The sequence below is a fragment of the Nocardioides sp. WG-D5 genome (assembly GCF_054031175.1).
Genome location: NZ_CM132928.1, coordinates 300,173 through 318,751, shown reverse-complemented (window position 1 = coordinate 318,751; position 18,579 = coordinate 300,173). Strand labels below are relative to the sequence as shown.

General features: G+C 74.0%; 19 protein-coding genes. 8 read left to right on the top strand and 11 right to left on the bottom strand.

The features are described 5' to 3' along the window. Positions 1 to 18 precede the first annotated feature (18 nt). From rpmF to ykgO, 3 genes are read left to right on the top strand one after another with little or no spacing between them, the layout of a single operon-like run. Positions 19 to 195: a 50S ribosomal protein L32 gene (gene rpmF / locus ACWZJV_RS01565; RefSeq protein WP_457180000.1), complete on the top strand. Its 177-nt coding sequence runs from the start codon at positions 19 to 21 to the stop codon at positions 193 to 195. A gap of 24 nt (positions 196 to 219) precedes the next feature. Continuing rightward, on the top strand, positions 220 to 456 hold the full coding sequence (rpsR, locus tag ACWZJV_RS01560) for a 30S ribosomal protein S18 (protein WP_141804807.1): 237 nt from the start codon (positions 220 to 222) through the stop codon (positions 454 to 456). A gap of 5 nt (positions 457 to 461) precedes the next feature. Then, positions 462 to 584, top strand: a complete 123-nt coding sequence (gene ykgO / locus ACWZJV_RS01555) for a type B 50S ribosomal protein L36 (protein WP_045547214.1) — start codon at positions 462 to 464, stop codon at positions 582 to 584. A gap of 98 nt (positions 585 to 682) precedes the next feature. Here ykgO and rpmG read toward each other — a convergent pair whose 3' ends face one another. The 9 genes from rpmG to amiA all read right to left on the bottom strand — a co-directional run bounded on the left by rpmG (position 683) and on the right by amiA (position 9,079). Next, positions 683 to 853, bottom strand: a complete 171-nt coding sequence (rpmG, locus tag ACWZJV_RS01550) for a 50S ribosomal protein L33 (RefSeq protein WP_196873972.1) — start codon at positions 851 to 853, stop codon at positions 683 to 685. A gap of 120 nt (positions 854 to 973) precedes the next feature. Further along, a complete protein-coding gene (locus ACWZJV_RS01545) occupies positions 974 to 1,285 on the bottom strand; it encodes an HU family DNA-binding protein (protein ID WP_269210638.1) in 312 nt (103 codons plus the stop codon). A gap of 50 nt (positions 1,286 to 1,335) precedes the next feature. After that, positions 1,336 to 3,030, bottom strand: a complete 1,695-nt coding sequence (locus tag ACWZJV_RS01540) for an ATP-binding cassette domain-containing protein (protein ID WP_457179999.1) — start codon at positions 3,028 to 3,030, stop codon at positions 1,336 to 1,338. Beyond that, entirely contained in the window at positions 3,027 to 4,685 is a 1,659-nt protein-coding gene (locus ACWZJV_RS01535; protein ID WP_457179998.1) for an ABC transporter ATP-binding protein/permease, read from the bottom strand. Before ACWZJV_RS01535 ends, ACWZJV_RS01540 begins: the two co-directional genes overlap by 4 nt. Further along, positions 4,682 to 5,671, bottom strand: coding sequence for a hypothetical protein (locus tag ACWZJV_RS01530; RefSeq protein ID WP_457179997.1), 990 nt, complete (start codon positions 5,669 to 5,671; stop codon positions 4,682 to 4,684). The genes ACWZJV_RS01535 and ACWZJV_RS01530 overlap by 4 nt, the downstream gene beginning before the upstream one ends. A gap of 13 nt (positions 5,672 to 5,684) precedes the next feature. Continuing rightward, positions 5,685 to 7,088 carry a YcaO-like family protein gene (locus ACWZJV_RS01525; RefSeq protein WP_457179996.1) on the bottom strand — a complete coding sequence of 468 codons (1,404 nt, stop codon included), beginning with the start codon at positions 7,086 to 7,088 and terminating at the stop codon, positions 5,685 to 5,687. Next, the gene (locus ACWZJV_RS01520) at positions 7,085 to 8,065 is read right to left on the bottom strand and encodes a CocE/NonD family hydrolase (RefSeq protein WP_457179995.1); all 981 of its coding nucleotides are present in this window, start codon (positions 8,063 to 8,065) and stop codon (positions 7,085 to 7,087) included. Before ACWZJV_RS01520 ends, ACWZJV_RS01525 begins: the two co-directional genes overlap by 4 nt. Beyond that, positions 8,062 to 8,850, bottom strand: coding sequence for a hypothetical protein (locus tag ACWZJV_RS01515; protein ID WP_457179994.1), 789 nt, complete (start codon positions 8,848 to 8,850; stop codon positions 8,062 to 8,064). The genes ACWZJV_RS01520 and ACWZJV_RS01515 overlap by 4 nt, the downstream gene beginning before the upstream one ends. Positions 8,851 to 8,980: 130 nt before the next feature. Continuing rightward, a complete protein-coding gene (amiA, locus tag ACWZJV_RS01510) occupies positions 8,981 to 9,079 on the bottom strand; it encodes a streptamidine family RiPP (protein ID WP_246321463.1) in 99 nt (32 codons plus the stop codon). A gap of 110 nt (positions 9,080 to 9,189) precedes the next feature. Between amiA and ACWZJV_RS01505 the strand changes: the two genes are divergently transcribed. From ACWZJV_RS01505 to ACWZJV_RS01485, 5 genes are read left to right on the top strand one after another with little or no spacing between them, the layout of a single operon-like run. Then, the gene (locus ACWZJV_RS01505) at positions 9,190 to 10,392 is read left to right on the top strand and encodes a hypothetical protein (RefSeq protein WP_457179993.1); all 1,203 of its coding nucleotides are present in this window, start codon (positions 9,190 to 9,192) and stop codon (positions 10,390 to 10,392) included. Further along, positions 10,389 to 12,068, top strand: a complete 1,680-nt coding sequence (locus ACWZJV_RS01500) for a prolyl oligopeptidase family serine peptidase (protein WP_457179992.1) — start codon at positions 10,389 to 10,391, stop codon at positions 12,066 to 12,068. The genes ACWZJV_RS01505 and ACWZJV_RS01500 overlap by 4 nt, the downstream gene beginning before the upstream one ends. After that, positions 12,068 to 13,201, top strand: coding sequence for a FecCD family ABC transporter permease (locus tag ACWZJV_RS01495; RefSeq protein ID WP_457179991.1), 1,134 nt, complete (start codon positions 12,068 to 12,070; stop codon positions 13,199 to 13,201). Before ACWZJV_RS01500 ends, ACWZJV_RS01495 begins: the two co-directional genes overlap by 1 nt. Continuing rightward, the gene (locus ACWZJV_RS01490) at positions 13,198 to 13,989 is read left to right on the top strand and encodes an ABC transporter ATP-binding protein (protein ID WP_457179990.1); all 792 of its coding nucleotides are present in this window, start codon (positions 13,198 to 13,200) and stop codon (positions 13,987 to 13,989) included. The genes ACWZJV_RS01495 and ACWZJV_RS01490 overlap by 4 nt, the downstream gene beginning before the upstream one ends. After that, positions 13,986 to 14,999 (top strand): ABC transporter substrate-binding protein, encoded by a 1,014-nt coding sequence (locus ACWZJV_RS01485; protein WP_457179989.1) that lies wholly within the window; start codon positions 13,986 to 13,988, stop codon positions 14,997 to 14,999. Before ACWZJV_RS01490 ends, ACWZJV_RS01485 begins: the two co-directional genes overlap by 4 nt. A gap of 62 nt (positions 15,000 to 15,061) precedes the next feature. Here the strand turns inward: ACWZJV_RS01485 and ACWZJV_RS01480 are convergent, their stop codons facing one another. Beyond that, positions 15,062 to 16,804, bottom strand: coding sequence for an ABC transporter ATP-binding protein (locus tag ACWZJV_RS01480; RefSeq protein ID WP_457179988.1), 1,743 nt, complete (start codon positions 16,802 to 16,804; stop codon positions 15,062 to 15,064). Next, positions 16,801 to 18,501 (bottom strand): ABC transporter ATP-binding protein, encoded by a 1,701-nt coding sequence (locus tag ACWZJV_RS01475; protein WP_457179987.1) that lies wholly within the window; start codon positions 18,499 to 18,501, stop codon positions 16,801 to 16,803. Before ACWZJV_RS01475 ends, ACWZJV_RS01480 begins: the two co-directional genes overlap by 4 nt. Positions 18,502 to 18,579: the final 78 nt, after the last annotated feature.

Below are 18,579 nucleotides of genomic sequence, written 5' to 3'. Positions count from 1 at the left end.
CCACCGAAGGAGGCCGCCATGGCCGTACCGAAGCGCAAGATGTCGCGCAGCAACACCCGCCACCGCCGCTCGAGCTGGAAGGCGACCCCGGTCGCGCTCGTGCCGGTGACCGTCGACGGAGAGACCTACGACGTGCCCCGTCGCCTGGTCCGCGCCGTCCAGCGCGGCTACGTCGACCCCGCCAAGCTCCGCTGAGACTCTGCTGGAAGGAACGATCAGATGCCCAAGCGACCACCGTCCCCCGTGCGCAAGCGGCGTAAGCCGCTGCTGGCGCCCGACGTGACCTACGTCGACTACAAGGACGTGCAGCTGCTGCGTACGTTCATCTCCGACCGCGGCAAGATCCGCTCCCGCCGCGTCACCGGACTCACCCCGCAGCAGCAGCGCGCCGTCACCAAGGCGATCAAGAACGCCCGCGAGGTCGCGCTGCTGCCCTACACGAGCACGAAGGGATAGTCCCCATGAAGGTCGTCAACTCCATCCGGTCGCTGAAGAACCAGCCCGGGTCCCAGGTCGTACGCCGCCGCGGCCGGGTCTACGTCATCAACAAGCTGAACCCACGGCTGAAGGCCCGGCAGGGCTGATCAGACGCGCCGACGGCGCCGAGTCCCTTGTCGGGGCTCGGCGCCGTCGTGCATCGGGAGCCATGATCACCAGAGGGCGTCACGGAGTGCCGCCAGTGTCAGCGCTCCTCGCGGAACTCGACGTGGCGCCGCACCACCGGGTCGTACTTGCGGAGCACGATCCGGTCGGGAGTGTTTCGGCGGTTCTTCATGCCGATGTAGGTGTAGCCCGTGCCTGCGGTGGAACGGAGCTTGATCTTGGGGCGTACGTCCGATGACCTGCTAGCCATGCTCAACCTCTAATCCTCATGAGAACGATTATCACTTATATGTTAGCGCGAGGCTGGTGATGGGAAAAAGCGAGAAGGGCCGGATCGAATCGATCCGGCCCTTCTCAGGTGTCCAGGGACTCAGCCCTTGGCGACCCGCTCCTTGAATGCGGAGCCGGCCTTGAACGCCGGGCCCTTCGAGGCCGGGATCTTGATCTCGGCGCCGGTCTGCGGGTTGCGGCCGGTGCGAGCCGAGCGCTCGCGCGACTCGAACGTACCGAAGCCGGGCAGCGTGACCTTGTCGCCGTCAGCGACGGCCGCGCTGATCGCCTCGATGGCGGCACCCAGGGCGGCGGAGGCCTGCGTCTGGGTGATCTCGGCCTGCTTGGCGATTTCGCTCACCAGGTCGGTGCGGTTCATGCGATCTCCTTTAATCGTTGATCCGAGCCGCAAAGGTTGACGAGATGCGGCTCGTCGCCAGCGTAGGCCAGACCTGGGGATCTTCAACGTTCACGCGCCGCGTGTCCCGCGTGGTTACGGGCTCTGCGGGGGTTTCCGGGGTCTGCAGAGGGCTCGGGCGGCACGATGTCGACGACCCGGTCCATCGCGCCCAGGGTTTGGTGGCGATGGGAGACCACCAGCATCGTGGCCGGGACCGTGCCGAGCAGGTCGGTGACCAGCCGGGCGGAGGCCTCGTCCAGGTCGGCGGTCGGCTCGTCCAGGATGAGGATCCGCGGGCGGTGCAGGACGGCACGCGCCAGCCGTAGCCGGGCCCGCTGCCCGCCGCTGAGGCGGAGGCCGCCCTCGCCGATGTGGCTCCCCGGCGTGACCGTGCCCGCGAGCCCGAGGCGGGCGAGCAGGTCCTCGATCTCGGCGTCGGTCGTCGACGGGGCGGCGACGGCCTCGCGCACGGTGCCGCTGAAGAGTGCGCCGTCCTGTTCGACGACGGCCAGCGCGGCCCGCAGGTCGGCGTCGCCGACCGCCGAGATCGCTACCTGGCCCGAGTCGGAGTCCGACAGCGCGACGGTCCCGGTGTCCGGGTCCCAGAGCCGGCCGGCGAGGGCCACCACGGTGGACTTCCCCGCTCCGGAGGCTCCGCGGAGGCCCACGTGCTCCCCGGGAGCGATGGTCAGGTCGAAGCCGTCGAGCACCCGGCGGTCGTCGTAGCCGAAGCCCACCTCGCTCATCACGAGGCCGAGCGGTCCCTCGGGCAGAGCGGCCACCGGGGTGTCACGGGTGAGCGCGGCCGGGCGGGCGAGCTCCTCGCCGACGCGAGCGGCGGCAGCACGCAGGGCGGGCAGCCGGACGCAGGTGGCGGCCGCTTCGGCGACCGGTGCGACCGTCGCGAGCGCGAGGACGACCAGGGCGGCGACCTGCTCGGCGGCGACGTCACGGCCGATGACGCCGACCAGCACGCCCACGCCGACGAGCGTCACCGCGGCCTCGCGCGCGCCGGCGAGGACGCGATGGGTGGTCTCGAGCCTGCCCGCCGCCCGGGCGGCCGCGGCGCCGGTCTCCCTGATCTGACGGCGCACCGGTCCGTGGATGCCGTAGCCCAGCACCTCGCGCAGGCCGCCGAGCACGTCGACGACACGGTCGGAGAGGGCGCCGGTCGCCTCGACCACCTCGCCTCCGAGCGTCTCCAGACGGCGCCGGCCGAGCGGAACGGTCGAGAGCACGAGCGCGAGCCCGGTGAGGGTGACCAGCGCGAGCACCGGCTCCACGACGGCGAGGAGGACCAGGCCGAGGAGCGCGTTGACGGCCGCGGCCACGAGCTGGGCCACGGTGTGGGCGTAGAAGAACTCCAGACGCTCGGTGTCGCTCATCGCGGTCGATGCGGCCCGGCCGACGTTCTCGCGACGTCTGGTCGGCAGCGCGACCGCGTAGCGGTCGAAGAGCGCCATCCGGAGCCGGGCGAGCACCCGGAACGCGAGCGCGTGAGAGGCGTCCATCTCGCCCCAGGTCAACACCGCCCGGAGAACCACGAGACCGGCCAGCAGTGCCCATAACCAGCCCGGGGGCACGCTGCGGAGCACGACGGCGTGGCCGACGGCGGCGGCCAGCAGCACCGAGATCGCCCCCAGGCACACCTGGCTGACGACCACGAGCACGATGGTGGCGGCGATGGCGCGGCGCTCGCTGCCCAGGTGTCCGAGCAGGCCGGTGAGGGGCCGCACGGACGTGGTCGTGGCGGTCATACGTGGCTCCCGTCGAGCAGCGGGGTGAGGTGCCCGTCGGCGAGCTCGAGGACGCGCTCGACCCCGTCGAGCGACTCCTCGCGGTGGGCGACCACGACCACGATGCGGTCGGCGGAGAGCCGTGCGAGCGTGGCGGTGACGGTGCGTGCCGCGGCCGGGTCGAGGGCGCTGGTCGGCTCGTCGGCGAGCAGGATCGGCCGGTCCGAGAGGACGGCCCGGGCCAGCGCGATCCGCTGGCGCTGACCGCCGGACAGGCTCGCTCCGGCGCTGGCGATCGGGGTGTCGAGGCCCGCGGGGAGGCGGCGTACCTCCCCCTCGATGCCGGCAGCGGCGCACGCCTCCCACAGGTCCGGATCGCTCGCGTCGGGGCGGGAGACGCGGAGGTTCTCGCGGACGGTCCCCTCGAAGAGCACCGGCCGCTGCGAGACCACCGCGACATCGGAGGTACGCACCGGCCGGTCGCCGAGGAGGACCCGGCCGCCGGTGGGGGAGAGGTGGGTGAGGACCAGGTCGAGGAGGGTGGTCTTCCCGGCGCCGCTCGGGCCGACGACGGCGGTGACCGCGCCGGGCCCGAAGGCGGCACGGACGCCGTCGAGGATTGCCGGGCCGTCAGGGTAGGCGAACGAGACGTCGTCGAGGACGAGCGCCGCTCCGGGGGATGGCTGCCGGTCGTCCTCGGCCGGGCCGCTCGTCCCGGTGCCGTGGTCCCGGCCGACGCCGAGCCTTCGCAGCGCCGGGACGGCGGAGGTCCCGAGATAGCCCGCATGCCAGGCGCCGGCGAGGTCCCGGATGGGCCGGAAGACCTCGCTGACGAGCATGAGTGCCAGGTAGAGCTCGGCGGGCGGCACCCCGCTCCCGTTCACGCTGGCCACGAGGGCGAGGCCGGCGGCCGCGAGGGTGCCACCCTGGACGGCGAGGTCGATGAGCGCGGTGTCGAGCAGCGACGTACGCATCACCCGCACCGTCGCGCGGTGCAGGTCGTGGCTTCGCCGGGCCATCCGGGCCCGCGTCGTCCCGACCTGGCCGAGCAGGCGCAGCGTCGACATCCCGCGGAGGGCCTCGAGCAGGTCGGAGCCCAGGCCCTCGTAGGTGTCCCAGTGGTCGTCGGAGCGCCGGCGCATGAGCCGCTTCCACAGCAGCGGAGCCAGCAGCGCGGCGGCGGCCGCCAGGCCGGCAGCGAGGCCGGTGAGCGGGTGGACGAGAACCAGCAGGACGGTCACGACCGGGATCAGCACGAGGGCCTGGGCCAGTGCCGGCAGGTAGCGGGTGACGTATGCGTCGACGCCGTCGACCCCGTCGACGAGCGCCGTGCGGAGACCGCCGTCGCGCCGGCCCGGGTCGTGCAGGGCCTCCGGCACCAGGACGCCGCGCAGCGCCTCGTCGCGCACCCCGAGGCGTACGTCCTCTCCCAGCCGTGCCGCGGCGCGCGCCTGCACCCACGACAGGAGCCAGCGTGCGGCCACGATCCCCGCGATCCACAGTGCTGCCGCCACCGCGCGGTCCTCGTCGCCGTCGACCACGGCGAACAGTCCCTGCGCCAGGGCGTAGGCCTGCGGGAGGTAGGTGGCGGTCACCAGGACCTGCAGCCCGACGGTGGTCGCGGCGGGTCCGGGATGTCGCAGCGCGGTGTGCAGCAGCAGGGTGTCGACCATCATCCGTCGGCTCCGTTCTCGAGGATGGCGAGGGCATGGACCAGCGGCGGTGAGCCCGCCGGCGGTGTGCAGAACCCGGAGACGGCGCGGACGCCGTGGCCTCGGGCGTTCAGGGCGTAGGTGTGCCGGGCGGCCTCGCGGTGGAGCTGCCACAGCCGGGCGTAGCCGATGCCGTCGAGACGGTCCGGACGTTCCCAGGAGACGACACGGTCGGCGCCGAGCACCCAGGACTGGCCGCTCTGCCGCGCCACCTCGGCGACGTCCGGCGAGGTGGCGCCCCGGGAGCAGCGGCGGTCGAAGCGATCGAGCGCCGGGCTGCGCCGCGAGCTCATCGCGGAGCAGGCGACCTCGTCGAGGTGAGGTGCGAGCGGGAGCCTGATCCGGGCCAGGGCGATCTCGGGTGCGAGGCCACGCTCGAGCCACCACGCCGTCTGGGTCGCGCGGGGCAGGCCGAGAGTGTGGCGGGCGAGCGCGAGATCTGACCAGTCCTCGGGCAGGTGCGTTCCCGGGACCAGCAGCAGCAGCGCCTCGAGCGCGTACGCCGCGTCGGCGACCCACAGCGGCCAGGCCCGGTGACGGTAGCGGCCGAAGGTGCGGCCGGGCTGAACGGTGACGACGATCTCGGCTGGGCCCGGCGGGATCGGGCTGCCCGGATCGAGCCGGCGCACCATATGCTCGGTCTCCGGATGGTAGACGTAGCGCCCCGGCCGGAGGTGGCCGCCACGGCCGGGAGGCACCACCAGGTGCCACTGCACCGGGTAGCAGCCGCCCGCCGAGGGCACCGCCCGGCGCGGGACGGACGTCAGGGTCCCGTCGGGGCGCGGATGATGGTCACGCGCCCGCCACAGCCGGTGGACGGCCGTCGCTGCCGCGCCGCCGACCTCGACGGGCTCGCCTGGCCAGCGGTTCGCGCGCGGCCCCGGCGGCAGCGGAGCGCCCGGGAGGTCGGGGGAGAAGGCGCTCTCGAGGAGCGCCAGGCTCGAGGTCATGGTCGGCTGCCGCTCACATGTGCGGCGGCGGGCACAGGGCCAGCGGCTCGTCGGGGTCGGCCGGGGCCCAGCCCCGTTGTCGCGCGGCCTCGCCGAAGCGCGGCATCCCGAGGTAGCGGAACGCGGCGGGGGCGTTCGGCACCAGGCCGTTGACGAAGGTGCGGACGACCCGCAGCGGCGTCTGCGCCACGTCGCGCGTGGTGAGGTCGCGGGTGATGACCCGGTGACCGCCTTCGTGGAGCCGGCGGCGCACCTCGGCGACGTCGGTGGTCGGCACCTCGGAGACGGGCACCGTGCCGAGGGCCGGTGCGGTGAACCGCTCCGCGAGCCGGTGCACCCGGGGATCGAGCCAGACCTGGACATGGGCGCCGAGGTCGCGGACGTTCGCGAAGTCCGGTCCCGCGGCGTCGAGGTAGCGGCGGTCCTCACGATGGTCGAGGTAGAGGCCGGGGGCCATCAGCCCGGCGCGTACGGCCTGGAAGACCCAGCCGTCGGCGTCGCGGCAGCCGAGGGTGTAGATCCAGGTGTGGACCGCCTCGAGAACGGCCTTGCGTACGGCCCGCACCGGGTCGGTGGAGGCCGAGAAGCCCGCCGCGTAGACACCCGTCTCCCGGTCGCGCACGAGCGCGGCCATGGCAGGGGCCAGCTCGGTGGGCATCTGGACGACGTGGACGTCGAGGGGCGCTCCTTCCAGGTCGGCGCTCAGGCCCGGGACCGACGCGGTGTCGATCCCGCGGGTCGGTCCGCCGTGGTGCCACCAGACCTCGAGGGCGTCGCGTTCGACGACCTCGAGAAGCCCGCGGTCGTGGGCGTCGGCGGCGCCCTGCCCGGTGGCGATGCCGGCGTAGTTGAGGTGGAAGACGCGGTCCAGGTGGGCGAACCGGCGCTGGCGCCAGTTGAGGCCGACGAGGGCGTGCGGCATCCATACGTCGGCCGCGTCCTCGGCGTAGCCGGTGACCGGCTGCTCGCGGCAGCGGCTCCACAGCGTCGGCACCTGGTCGTCGAGCGCGCGATAGGGGAAGTCGGGGCGGGTGAGCTGGTCGGCGCTCCACGAAGGGAGATCATCGAGCTCGATGACAGGTTCGCCCTGGTCCCGCAGCTCGGCCGCGGACCCGAGGCGGAACTCGGCCGGGTCGAGCCCGTCCGGGATGAAGTTGCCGCAGTAGCGCTCGACCCCCTCCGCGATCGCGGCGATCCGGGCCCCGGCGACGTCTCCGAAGGTGGTGCCGAGCGAGACCCGGTCGGCCGGCCAGTCGCCGAGCCAGCGTGCGTCGGAGACCTCGGCCGTCAGCGAGGTGTAGCGCAGCGGCGCCCGCTCGGGGCGCAGCACCTCGCGCACCCGCCGGATCAGCCCGGTCTCCTTGTCCACCAGCCGCTCGACGTCCAGCGGCGGCATCGCTGTGGGTGACCCGGTCATGCGTGTCCTCTCTCGGTTGCGGGCGTCGTCGTGGTCACGAGTGGCCGCTCGGACCAGGCCCGGGAGGCGACATCGAGCCGGAGCTCCTGGCCGGGTGCGGGCTCGCCGTCGGTGAGCCAGCGCAGGATGGTGCGGCCGGGGGAGCCGGCAGCGTCGTACGCCGCCTGGAGCGCGGGCTCAGTGGTGCCGAGGTCGTGGCCCCAGGGGCCGCTGACCAGGGCGCTCTGCACTCCGCTGCGAGAGCCCCACCCGGCGGCCAGCCGGCGGGCGTAGGCGTGGAACGGGTCGGCATCGCCGGTGACCACCAGGAGCGGCGCGGTGGCGTCGCCGAAGTGGTCGGCCAGGTCGAGCGCCGGGGTGGTCCAGAGGTCGCCGAAGGCGTCCAGGCGCGTCGGCTCCCAGCCGAGACCGGCCGCGGCAGCCATCGGGCCCTCGCAGTCCGCGACGGCGGTCGCGGCCCGGAGGACCTCGGGCGCCAGCGCGGGCTCGGCCCGGCGGCCGAAGCCGTGGATCGCCCACCAGCCGAGCCGGTCCAGGTGCTGCGGGGTCCCGTCGACGGAGTAGGCGGTCTCGTGGGGGCCGAGCGCGGGCACCAGAGCCACCACCCGGCTCACCCGGCGGTCGGCACGCGCGGTCTCGAGGGCGGTGTGGGCGGCGTAGGAGGCCCCGTAGGCCACCACAGGGGTTCGCGGGCAGCGCTGATGCAGGGCGTCGACGGTGTCGACGCCGTCGAGGGCCTCGGCGGCGTAGGGTCGCCAGCTGCCGCCGGAGGTGTAGCGGCCGCGTACGTCCTGGACCAGGCAGTCGAAGCCGCGACGGGCCAGCGACCGGGCGAGCGGCAGGTGGGCATGGGCGTCGTACGGCGTGCGCACGAGCACCACGGCCCGGGCGGCGCCGATCGCGCGGGCCAGCCAGCCGCCGAGGACGACGCCGTCGCGGGTGCCGACCGGGAAGGGGACGACCTCGGGATCGGTCACCGGGTGGGTCCCTGCGGGCGCGGTGCGGGCTCGTCGAACCCGAGGACCGTGTGGGTACGTTCGCGCAGACCGTCGCCGATGACGCGCAGCAGGCGCCGGTGCTCGGCGACGGCGGGATCCTCGGCCGCCCAGTCCTCCAGGATCGACAGGCAGCGCGCGACCGTGAGCGTCAGGGTCGCCCGGGCCAGCGGCCGGGGGTCGTGGCGGCTGCTGGAGAGCCAGGAGGAGAGCTCGGGGGCGGCGGGGGACGCGGCCAGCCGGCGGCGGCTGACCTGGTCGGGAGTGGCCTCGCTGCCGTCGACGACGAGCGGGAAGATCAGCATCCGGCTGCCCTCGCGCCGGCCGCGCAGCAGCACCGTTCCGCCGCTGACGAGCTGCTCCAGGCGCTCGTGGGGCTCGGAGCGCTGCGGAGCCTCGCGTACGTCCACGACGGCATCAGCACGCGGAGTCCGCCCGCTTCCGTGGTCGCTCCCGTCGTCGCGTCGGACGTCGGCACCCGAGCGCGCCAGCTCGGCGGCCAGCGTGCGGCTGAGCCGGCCGCGGCCGAGGACGAGCACGCTGCGCCGGCCCTCGGGCCACCGCGAGGCGCGGACCCGCTCCTCGCGTTCGAGCGCGGCGCGGCGTACGCGCAGGAGGTAGCGGTAGGTCGGGACCCGGCCGGGTCCGGGCAGGTCGTGCAGCCGGAGGAAGTCGCCCGAGCCGGTACGCAGCGCCGGCATGTCGGGGGAGAGGCGGACCTCGCCGCGGGCGGCGGGGAGAGGACGCCAGTCGTGTCTGGGGTACATCGGGGCTCCTGGCTGCTCGGTGGTCGATGGTGGGGAAGGGCCGGGGGCGCCGGGCTCGTCAGCCCGGCGCCCCCGCGATCAGACGGTGGCCAGCTCGCCCGAACGGCACGTGGTGCTCACCCGTCTGCGATCAGTCGAAGGGGTTCTCGACCAGCGCGTTCGAGTGGGACGCGGACAGGTGCGCCAGCTGCTCGGTGTCCTCGATCTCGCTCACGATGTCGTTGTTCATCGGTATCTCCTCTGTCGGATCGTTTCGACCCGGCATCGCCGGGGCCCGCTGGTGCGGACAGCGGCAAAACGTATATGAGAATCATTCCCAATACCAGTAGTGTTCCGCCCATGAACCCCACACTGGTCCTCGCAGACCACCGCGCCGGCCGTTGGCGGACCGTCGATCCGGGCGCATCGCCGGGCGCCTGGTCGAGCGCCACGCTGGCCGAGCACGCCGGCGTCCTGACGCTCCCGGCGGGCGCCCCCGGGGGCGCGCGGGCGGTGTTCGCCGACGACGCCCTCGGCACGCTGATGGTGCTCGACGGCGCAGGTCAGGCCCGCAGAGTGCCGATCGCGATCCCCGCCGAGCACCTCGCCTGCGACCCGACCGGTCGCTACGTCGTGGTCACGACCGGCCTCGGCGCCTCGTGGGAGCCGTGGAGCGATCTGGTCACGGTCGTCGACCTGGCCGACGCGAGCGGCACCACCGCGGTGCGGGTGCGGGTCCGCACCGGCGAGCCCGGCGTCGTGATCGTTCCGGATACCGGAACAGGCGAGCCCATGGTCGTGCTGCGGCACCGCGAGCCGGGCGAGGCGGAGGTGATCGCGCTGAGCGACCTGCTCCGGGCCGGCCCGCACTGCCCGGTCGTACGCGGCGAAACCCTGAAGCTGGCCGGAGACCTCGGCCACGGCGACGCCGCCGACCACCGGTCCGGCGTCGTCCACCTGTCCACCGAGGCGGGCATCGAGCGGCTGCGGGTCATCGGGGGACGGCCCGAGCGCCTCGAGACCTGGCCGTGGCCGGTTCCGGGACGGGCGTACTTCCTCCGGCTCGACCCGGCCGCGGGAATCGTCGCCGCCGTCCGTGGGGCCGACGCGGACGCGGCGCAGTGGCACACCTGGACGAACCACCTGGTGCGCTGGAGCCTCGACGGTGCCGCCGAGGTGACCCGGACCGGCGACGGCCTGGTGTTCCGGCCGGACGCGCTCGAGGGAACGGTCGCCTGGACGATCGTGCACCCCGACGGCGACCGGCTGGCGATGCTCGCCGACGGCCGGCTCAGCGAGGTCGAGCTGCCGCCGATGAGCGCCGCTCCGCGGCCCGGGGTCGCGCCCTGGGACCCGGTGGGCGACCGGTCGGCGCAGCGGCGCGCCCTCGTGCTGGTCTCGGCCGACCTGGCCGCGGTCACCCGCGGAGGCGACGGCCAGCTCCATCTCGTCCGTGGCTCGGGCATCGAGTCGACCCTGGAACTGGGATCACCCTTCGACGAGGGAGGCCACCTGGCCGTCATCAGGGCGCCCGAGGCACAGGTCGACGGGGTCGGACGGTGACCCGCGCGAGCGTTCACGACGCGCTGCGTCGTGCGGAACGGGCAGGCCGCCCGGGGCTGCCGATGGGCCGGTTCCGGCTCTCACGGCGCCCTGGAGACCTGCTGCCGGTCCTGGTGGACGAGGACGGCGGGGTCGTGTTCGACCCGGGCGCACGGATCCAAGCCGCGGCACCGTCACCGGACGGGCGCCTTGTCGCCGTCGAGGTCAGCGACGACGGTTCCGAGAACGGCCGCGTGCTGCTGGTGGACACGGCGTCGCGAAAGGTGACGGAGGTCGAGGGGGTGGTCGTCAGGCACGCGAGGATGGCCTGGGGCGACGAGGGCCTGGTCCTCGTCGACGCCGCCGGTCGCTGCCTGGGGGTCCGGCCAGGCGAGCCGGCCCGGACGCTGTTCGTCGGCGACGCCGGCGAGCGTCTGACACCGATCGGTGTCGGTGACAGCGTGGTCGTCGCCCGGACCGGGTCAGAGCGGACCCGGCTGGTCGGCACCGACGGCGTGGAGGTCCTCGAGCTTCCCCGGGTCCGCAGCATCACCGCGGCCGGCGACACGGTGCTGGCGGTGACCGGCGAGGAGCTGGTGAGCTTCCGGCTGCCCGGACCGGCACCGGCACGATGCCGGCTCGAGACGCTGCCCGGGGTGCCCGTGCACGCCCAGGCCTTTCCCGGCGGCGGCCTGGTCCACCTCGTCCGGGACGGCCACTCGGTCCTGGTCCGCCTCGCCGCCGACGGCGAGGTCCTCGCGCCGACAGAGACCGTCGCGATCTCGGAGCAGCAGGCGGTGCGTACCGTCTCGGGCCTGGTCTGGGCGGAGGACGGCGCCTGGGTGCGGACCGAGTCGCCGGCCGGGGCACCGCGGGTGCTGCCGGCCGAGGAGGCCGCGCGCTCGACGAACCACGGCCCGCCGTCCCGGCTGACCACGGTGACCGCGGACGACGGCGCCGAGATCGAGCTCGTCCTGACCGGAGAGCCGGGCGGCGCGACCCTCCTCGAAGTCTACGGAGGCTTCGGCGTGGTCGACCTGCCTCGCTTCGAGCCCTCGGTCGCCGCCTGGTGCGAGCTCGGCGGGCTGCACGTGACCGCCCGGCTGCGCGGTGGCGGCGGAGCCGGCACCCCGTGGCACACCGCCGGACAGGGCGCGGGCAAGGCACGTACGGTCGCCGACGCCGTGACCGTCGCCCGCGAGCTGGTACGCCTCGGCCTCGCCCGCCCGCAGCGGCTGGTGCTCGCCGGGGCCTCGCTCGGCGGGCTGGTCGCCGTCTCCGCGGCGCTCGCCGAGCCGGGCCTCGTCGCCGGGGTCGCCTGCACGGCCGCACCGCTCGACCCGCACCGCTTCACCGAGCACCCCGGCGCGCGGCACTGGAGCGAGGAGTTCGGCGACCCTGGCGACGCCGCGGTGCGAGCCGCGATGGACGACTACTCGCCGTTCGCGCGCGCCGTCCGCTATCCCAGCCGGGAGTGGCCGCGCTTCCTGCTGACCACGTTCGCGGAGGACTCCCGGGTCGCCCCCGCACCCACCGACCGCCTCGCCGAGGTGCTCACGGCACGCGGTGCCGACGTCGTACGCAGCCACCGCCCGCGGATGGGTCACGGCGGCAACCACCTCGACTCCGTGCACGACTTCGCCGCCGCGGTCCTCGACTTCGCCCTCGACTCAGCTCACCAACCCACAGGAGCGTGATGACCCCCACCGACATCGCCGTGCCCACGGACCAGGCGCCGGCAGCGAAGCCCCGGACCCCCGGCCAGGTCCCGGCTGTCATCGCCCGGCGCAGATGGCGCGCCCGGCTGCTGACCATCGGCCTCGCCGCCGCCCTCGCCGTGGTCGTCGCGCTGTCCGCATCGTCGGGCACCGTGGACCTGACCGCCCTCGACGCCGCCCGGCTGGTCACTGGTCACCTGCTGCCCGGGATGCCGTGGATGAGCGACGGCACCTACACCGTGCTCCAGGACCAGGTGGTGTGGCAGTTCCGGCTGCCCCGCGCGCTGCTCGCCGCACTGGCCGGGGCGGCACTGAGCCTGGCCGGGGTGTTCATCCAGGCAGTCGTACGCAACCCGCTGGCCGAGCCGGCGATCATCGGCGTCTCCTCGGGCGCGGGCGTGGGCGCGGTCTCCGTGGTGGTCCTGGGCGCGGCGGCGGTCGGTGCCTGGATCGGGACCGCGGCGTTCCTGGGCGCCGCGGTCGCGACCGCGGCCGTGTTCGCGGTGGCGTACAAGAACGGCAGCATCGCCCCGCAGCGGCTGGTGCTGACCGGGGTGGCGCTGGGCACCTTCTTCAGCGCGATCACCAGCTATCTGACGCTCACGACCGAGGCGCAGAACGTGTTCAGCGTGATGTTCTTCCTGCTGGGCTCCGTCTCCGCCGCCACGATGACCGACCTGGCCGGGCCGCTGGTGGCGCTCGTGGTCGCTCTCGGCGTCTCGGTCACCACCGGACGCGCCGTCAACGCGCTGCAGGTGGGTGACGAGACGGCCACCGCGCTGGGCGTCCGGGTCAACCGGCTGCGGTCGGTCCTGCTGCTCGCCGCCGCCCTGCTCACCGGCACCGTGGTCGCCGTCGCGGGCGGGATCGGCTTCGTCGGCCTGGTGGTCCCGCACATCGCCCGGGTGCTGGTCGGCTCCGACCACCGGCGCATCGTCCCGGTCGCGGTGCTCGGCGGCGCCCTGTTCCTGTGCGGCGCCGACCTGATCGCCCGGACGGTCTCGGCGCCCGCCGAGGTGCCGCTGGGCATCATCACCGCGCTGATCGGGGTGCCGTTCTTCCTGTGGCTGATGCGCGGCCGGGCCGCCGACGAGCAGGGGATGGCGCGATGAGGCTCGAGACGCTGGACCTCACCCTGAACCGGGGCAGCCGCGAGGTCGTCACCGCGGCCTCGGTCGTGGTCGAGCCGGGCGAGGTGCTCGGGCTGCTGGGGGCGAACGGCAGCGGCAAGTCGACGCTCCTGCGAGCCTGCTTCGGCGCCCTCCGGCCGGCCTCGGGCCACGTCCACCTCGACGGCACCGACGTGGCCACGATGACCCGCCGCGACATCGCGCGCCGGGTCGCGGTGATGGCCCAGGAGCCGCCGGACGAGTTCGGGCTCACCGTCGCCGAGAGCGTGCTGCTGGGACGTACGCCGCACCGCGGCGTGCTCGGCCGTGACAGTGCCGCGGACTGGCTGGTGGTGGACCGGGCGATGGCGCTGGCGGGCGTCTCCGCGCTCGCCGACCGGCCGGTGCACCGGCTCTCGGGCGGAGAGCGGCAGCGTACGTTGCTCGCCCGGGCGATCGCCCAGGAGGCCGAGCTCCTGCTGCTCGACGAGCCCACCAACCACCTCGACGTCTCCTACCGCTTCGAGCTGATGCACACCGTCGCGGAGCTCGGGATCACCACCGTGGTCGCCCTGCACGAGCTCGACCTCGCGCTGGCCTACTGCGACCGCGTCGCGGTGCTCGACCGCGGACGCGTCGTCGCGCTGGGCGAGCCCGCCGACATCCTCACGCCGGACCTGGTGCGTGAGGTCTTCGGTGTCGAGGCCAGCCGGATCACCGATCCGGAGGCCGGCACGCCACACCTGCTCCTGCGCGGGACGTCCGCGCGGGCCCGAGAGAGGAACACATGAACACCACCCCACTGCTGCGCACCGTCCCGGTCGCGGCGCTCATGCTCCTGGCCGTGACCGGGTGCGGCGGCACCGGCGTCACGAACGACGCGGCCGCTGCCGGTGAGGCCGCCGAGGGCTACCCGGTAACCGTGGAGAACTGCGGACGCCAGGTCACGGTCGAGTCCGCTCCCGAGCGGATCGTCGGGCTCAGCCCGGCCCAGACCGAGCTGCTCGTGCGCCTCGGGGTCGCCGACCGGCTCGTCGGCCAGGCGCAGACGGCCATGCACGAGCTCCCCGAGGCCGTCGCCGCGAAGGCGAGCGACGTGCCGGAGCTGAGCACGGACGCCCCGCCGGCCCGCGAGCAGCTGCTCGACGTGCAGCCCGACACTGTCGTCGCCCCGACCGAGTACGAGTTCACCGCCGAGCAGGGCTTCGCCACCATCGACCAGCTCACCGACGCGGGCGTGACCACGTACGTCGCCGCCGGCGGCTGCCCCGAGCGTCGCGCCACGGGCGAGGTCACGGACCTGTTCACCGACCTGGAGGCGCTCGGCAGCATCCTCGGGGTCCCGGCGGCCGCCGACGAGCTGGTCGCCGAGACCCGCGCCGACCTCGAGGCCGTCGAGAAGGCCGTGGCGGACCGCCCGCGGCCCACCGTCGCGCAGCTCTACGTCGAGGGCAAGACGCTCTCCGCGATCGGCGCGGGGGTGGAGTACGACATGATCGAGCGCGCGGGCGGCGAGAACGTCTTCAGCCCGGACGAGAAGCTCTTCGAGCAGTTCTTCTCCGCGGTCGTCTCGCCGGAGGAGATCGCCGCGCGCAACCCGGACGTCATCGTCTTCGCCGTGCGCGAGCAGGCCGAGGCCGAGCGGGTCGAGACGTACCTGCGCCGCACCTTCCCCGACCTCACCGCCGTCAAGGAGGACCGCTTCGTCGCGCTGCGCACCCCGGACACGTTCCCGGGCACGCTCGGCAACGTCGCCGCGGTGCGGACGATCGCGGAGGGGCTGCACCCCGACGCCTTCTGAGTCGGGTGGGGCGCCGGCCACCGGACCGTCCTCGGGGCGGCCCGGCGGCCGGCCGTCGGTGTCTACTCTCCGGCGAGAAGGCGCCAGCCCTCGGCCTGGGTACGCTCGCGCCAGAAGTCGAGGTAGCGGCCGCCGTGCGCCAGGAGCTCCGTGTGGGAGCCCCGTTCGACGATCCGGCCGCCGTCGAGGACGACGATCTGGTCGGCGGCGACGACGGTCTGGAGGCGGTGGGCGATGACGATGACCGTACGGTCGGCCGACAGCGCGGTGAGCGCCTCCTGCACCGCGGCCTCGTTCTCGGCGTCCAGGGCGGCGGTCGCCTCGTCGAGGAGCACGACCGGGGCGTCCTTCAACAGCGCCCGGGCGATCGAGACCCGCTGCTTCTCGCCGCCGGAGAGCGTCGAGCCGGCCTCGCCGATCCGGGTCTGCCAGCCGTGGGGGAGCCGCTCGACGATGTCGTCCACGCGCGCCAGCCGGGCGGCCTCCCGCAGCTCCTCCTCGGTCGCGTCGGGCCGCGACATCATCACGTTGTCGCGCAGGGTGCCCTCGAAGAGGTAGACGTCCTGGAAGACGATCGAGACGCGCCGCATCAGCGCCTCCGTCCCGAGATCGCGTACGTCGACCCCGCCCAGCATCACCGAGCCCGCCGTCACGTCGTGGAACCGGGCGACCAGACGCAGCAGGGTGCTCTTTCCTGAGCCTGAGGGCCCGACCACGGCGGTGAGCGAGCGAGGCGGAACCGTGAGGGACACCTGGTCGAGCACCTGGGTGGCGCCGTCGTAGGAGAAGGCGACCTCGCGCAGCTCGATGCCGCTGTCGGCCGGCTCGCCGGGCGTGGCCGGCTCGGGGAGCGGCTCGAGGGCGAGCACGTCGAGGACACGTCGCAACGAGCCCTCGGCGATGCGCAGTGCGCTGGAGAGCTCGCCGTAGTCGATCAGCGACTCGACGAATCGCACGGTGAGCACGAGCAGGCCGATCGCCGTGGCCGGCGCGAGCGTTCCGCCGAAGCTGAGGTGGACGGCCAGCGCGATCACCAGGGTGAGCAGCGCCTGGATGGAGAGGAGCTGGATCCCCAGGCCGCCGAACCCGGTGACCAGGAGCCGTCGTGAGGCCCGCTTCTGCTCCGTCAGCGCCGCCTCGACCAGCTCGTTGCCGTGGACGGTGCGCCCGAAGACGCGCAGCGCCGGCTGGTTGAGCGCGAACTCCACCACCCGCGCCGAGCCCTCCGCCATCGCCGCGTCGTAGGCGCCCTCGCCGCGCCCGACGATCACGGCCAGCAGCCGGGTGGTGGCCAGGACCGCGACGACGCCCACGAGGAGCGCGAGCGCCAGGCGCCACTCCAGGAACGCCATCGCGACGACCACGGTGACCGGGCTGACGACGGCGGCGATCAAGGGCCGCAGCAGATGTCCCGGCACCGAGGCGATGTCGGTGGCGCCCTTGGAGGCCATCCGGGAGAGCTGTCCGGTGCGGTCCTGGTCGTACCAGCCCAGCGGCAGCCGCACGGTGTGGTCGCCGAGGCGGCCCAGGGTGATGTCGAGCAGGTCGCAGGCCAGGTCGTAGCCGTCCAGGTTGCCGACCGTCAGGGCGACGTGATGGGCCACGAACAGCCCGGCGAGCACCTTGAGCCAGGTGGTCGCGGCGTCCCAGTCCTGACGCAGCGCGGCGTCCAGGACCGGCACGACACAGGCGAAGGCCAGACCCTGGAGCACCCCGGTGGCGACGAACATCGCCACCACCCGGGCGAGCTGGCGTCGATGTGCGCGGTCGAGAAGGCCGGCGAGCAGACGGACGATCGTGATCATGCCGACTCCTCCTCGGCCCAGCCGTCGGCCGGGTGGGCGCGCTGGTCGGCGGCCCAGAGCCGGCCGTAGCGCCCGCCCCGGGCGAGAAGCTCGTCGTGGGTGCCGAGCTCGGCGACCCGGCCCTCGTCGAGGACGACGATCTGGTCGGCCGCGGTGACCGTGGAGAGGCGGTGGGCGATCACCAGCAGCGTACGTCCGGCGACGAGGCGGGACAGCGCCCGCTGGACGAGCGCCTCCGACTCGGGGTCCGCGGCCGCGGTGGCCTCGTCGAGGACCAGGATCGGGGTGTCGGAGAGGAGCGCGCGGGCGATCGCGACCCGCTGCCGCTCGCCACCGGAGAGCTGGCCGTCCTCACCGACCACCGAGTCGTAGCCCCGCGGGAGCTCGTCGATGCGGCCGGCGATCTGCGCCGCCTCCGCTGCGCGCCGAACCTCCGAATCGGGCGCCTCCGGGTGGGCGAGCCGGATGTTGTCCCGGATGGAGGTACGCAGCAGCCCGGTGTCCTGGAAGACGAAGGAGACCTGCTCGTAGAGCTGCGCGCTCGTCATCTCCCGCAGGTCGACCCCGGCGATGGTGATCCGGCCCGATGTGGGGTCGGCGAAGCGGGGCAGCAGCTTCGCGAGGGTCGACTTGCCCGAGCCGGAGTGGCCGACGAGCGCGGTCACCGTCCCCGGCTCGAGGACCAGGTCGATGTCGTGGAGGACGGGCGGTGCGCCGGGGGAGTAGGCGAAGGAGACGCCGTGGAGCTCGACGCGGGACGAGGCCGGGACCGGCGTCGGGGAGGACGGCTCCGGGAGCTCCGGCTCGGCCAGCAGCCGCTGGATCCGCCGGGCCGCCTCGGTCGCCTCGCGCAGCTCGCGGGCGGCGTAGCCGGCGACGGTGACCGGCGCGGTCATCGCCAGCCCGAGGACGAGGAACGGCACCAGGTCGGGCCCGGTGATCCACGAAGCCCCAAGCATCCAGACCCCGCCGCCGAGCACGAGGACCAGGGTCAGCGCCGGTGTCAGCGCGAGCTCCATGAGCAGCATCCCGAACGCGGAGTGACGCATCCAGGCCCGGTTGAACCCGCCGAACCGGGTCGCGACCTCGGCCAGCCGCCGGTGGGCCTGACCGGTCGCGCCGAACGTCTTGATCTCGGCGATCCCGCCGGTGTTCTCGACCGTCGCCGCGGCCAGCTCTGCCAGGCCGGCGTCGTAGCCGCGGTAGAGCGCGCCCGCGCCCCGCATCGAGATCCGGAACCCGACCAGCCCGAGCGCGAGCGGCACCAGGGTCACCAGGGCGAGCGGCGGGGAGACCACGAAGAGATAGACGGCGACGACCGACGGCAGCGTGATCGCCGCGGTGAGCTCCATGACCGAGTGGGCGACCAGATGGTGCAGCGCGGCGACGTCGTCCTGCACCGCCTTCTTCACTGTGCCTGAGTTGCGCTCGGTGAACCACGCCAGCGGCACCCGGCCGAGGCGGGCGACCAGCAGCCGCCGCAGGTGGATGGAGAGGTCGAGGTCCGCGACGTGGGAGAGCCACGAGGAGCCGAGCACCGTCGCCAGGCGCACCAGGAGCGCCGCCACGCTGACCCAGACCACGACCCAGGCGCGGCCCGCGTCGACGGGCGACCCCGAAGCCGCGGGCAGCAGGACCCGGGCGAGCTCGACGATCCCGATCAGCGGCACCAGCCCGGCGACGGTCGAGACGACCATCAGCAGCAGGCTGCCGACCAGCCTTCCCCGGACAGGACGAAGCGTCTGGAGGAGGGGAGAGCGAGCCAACTGGTGTCC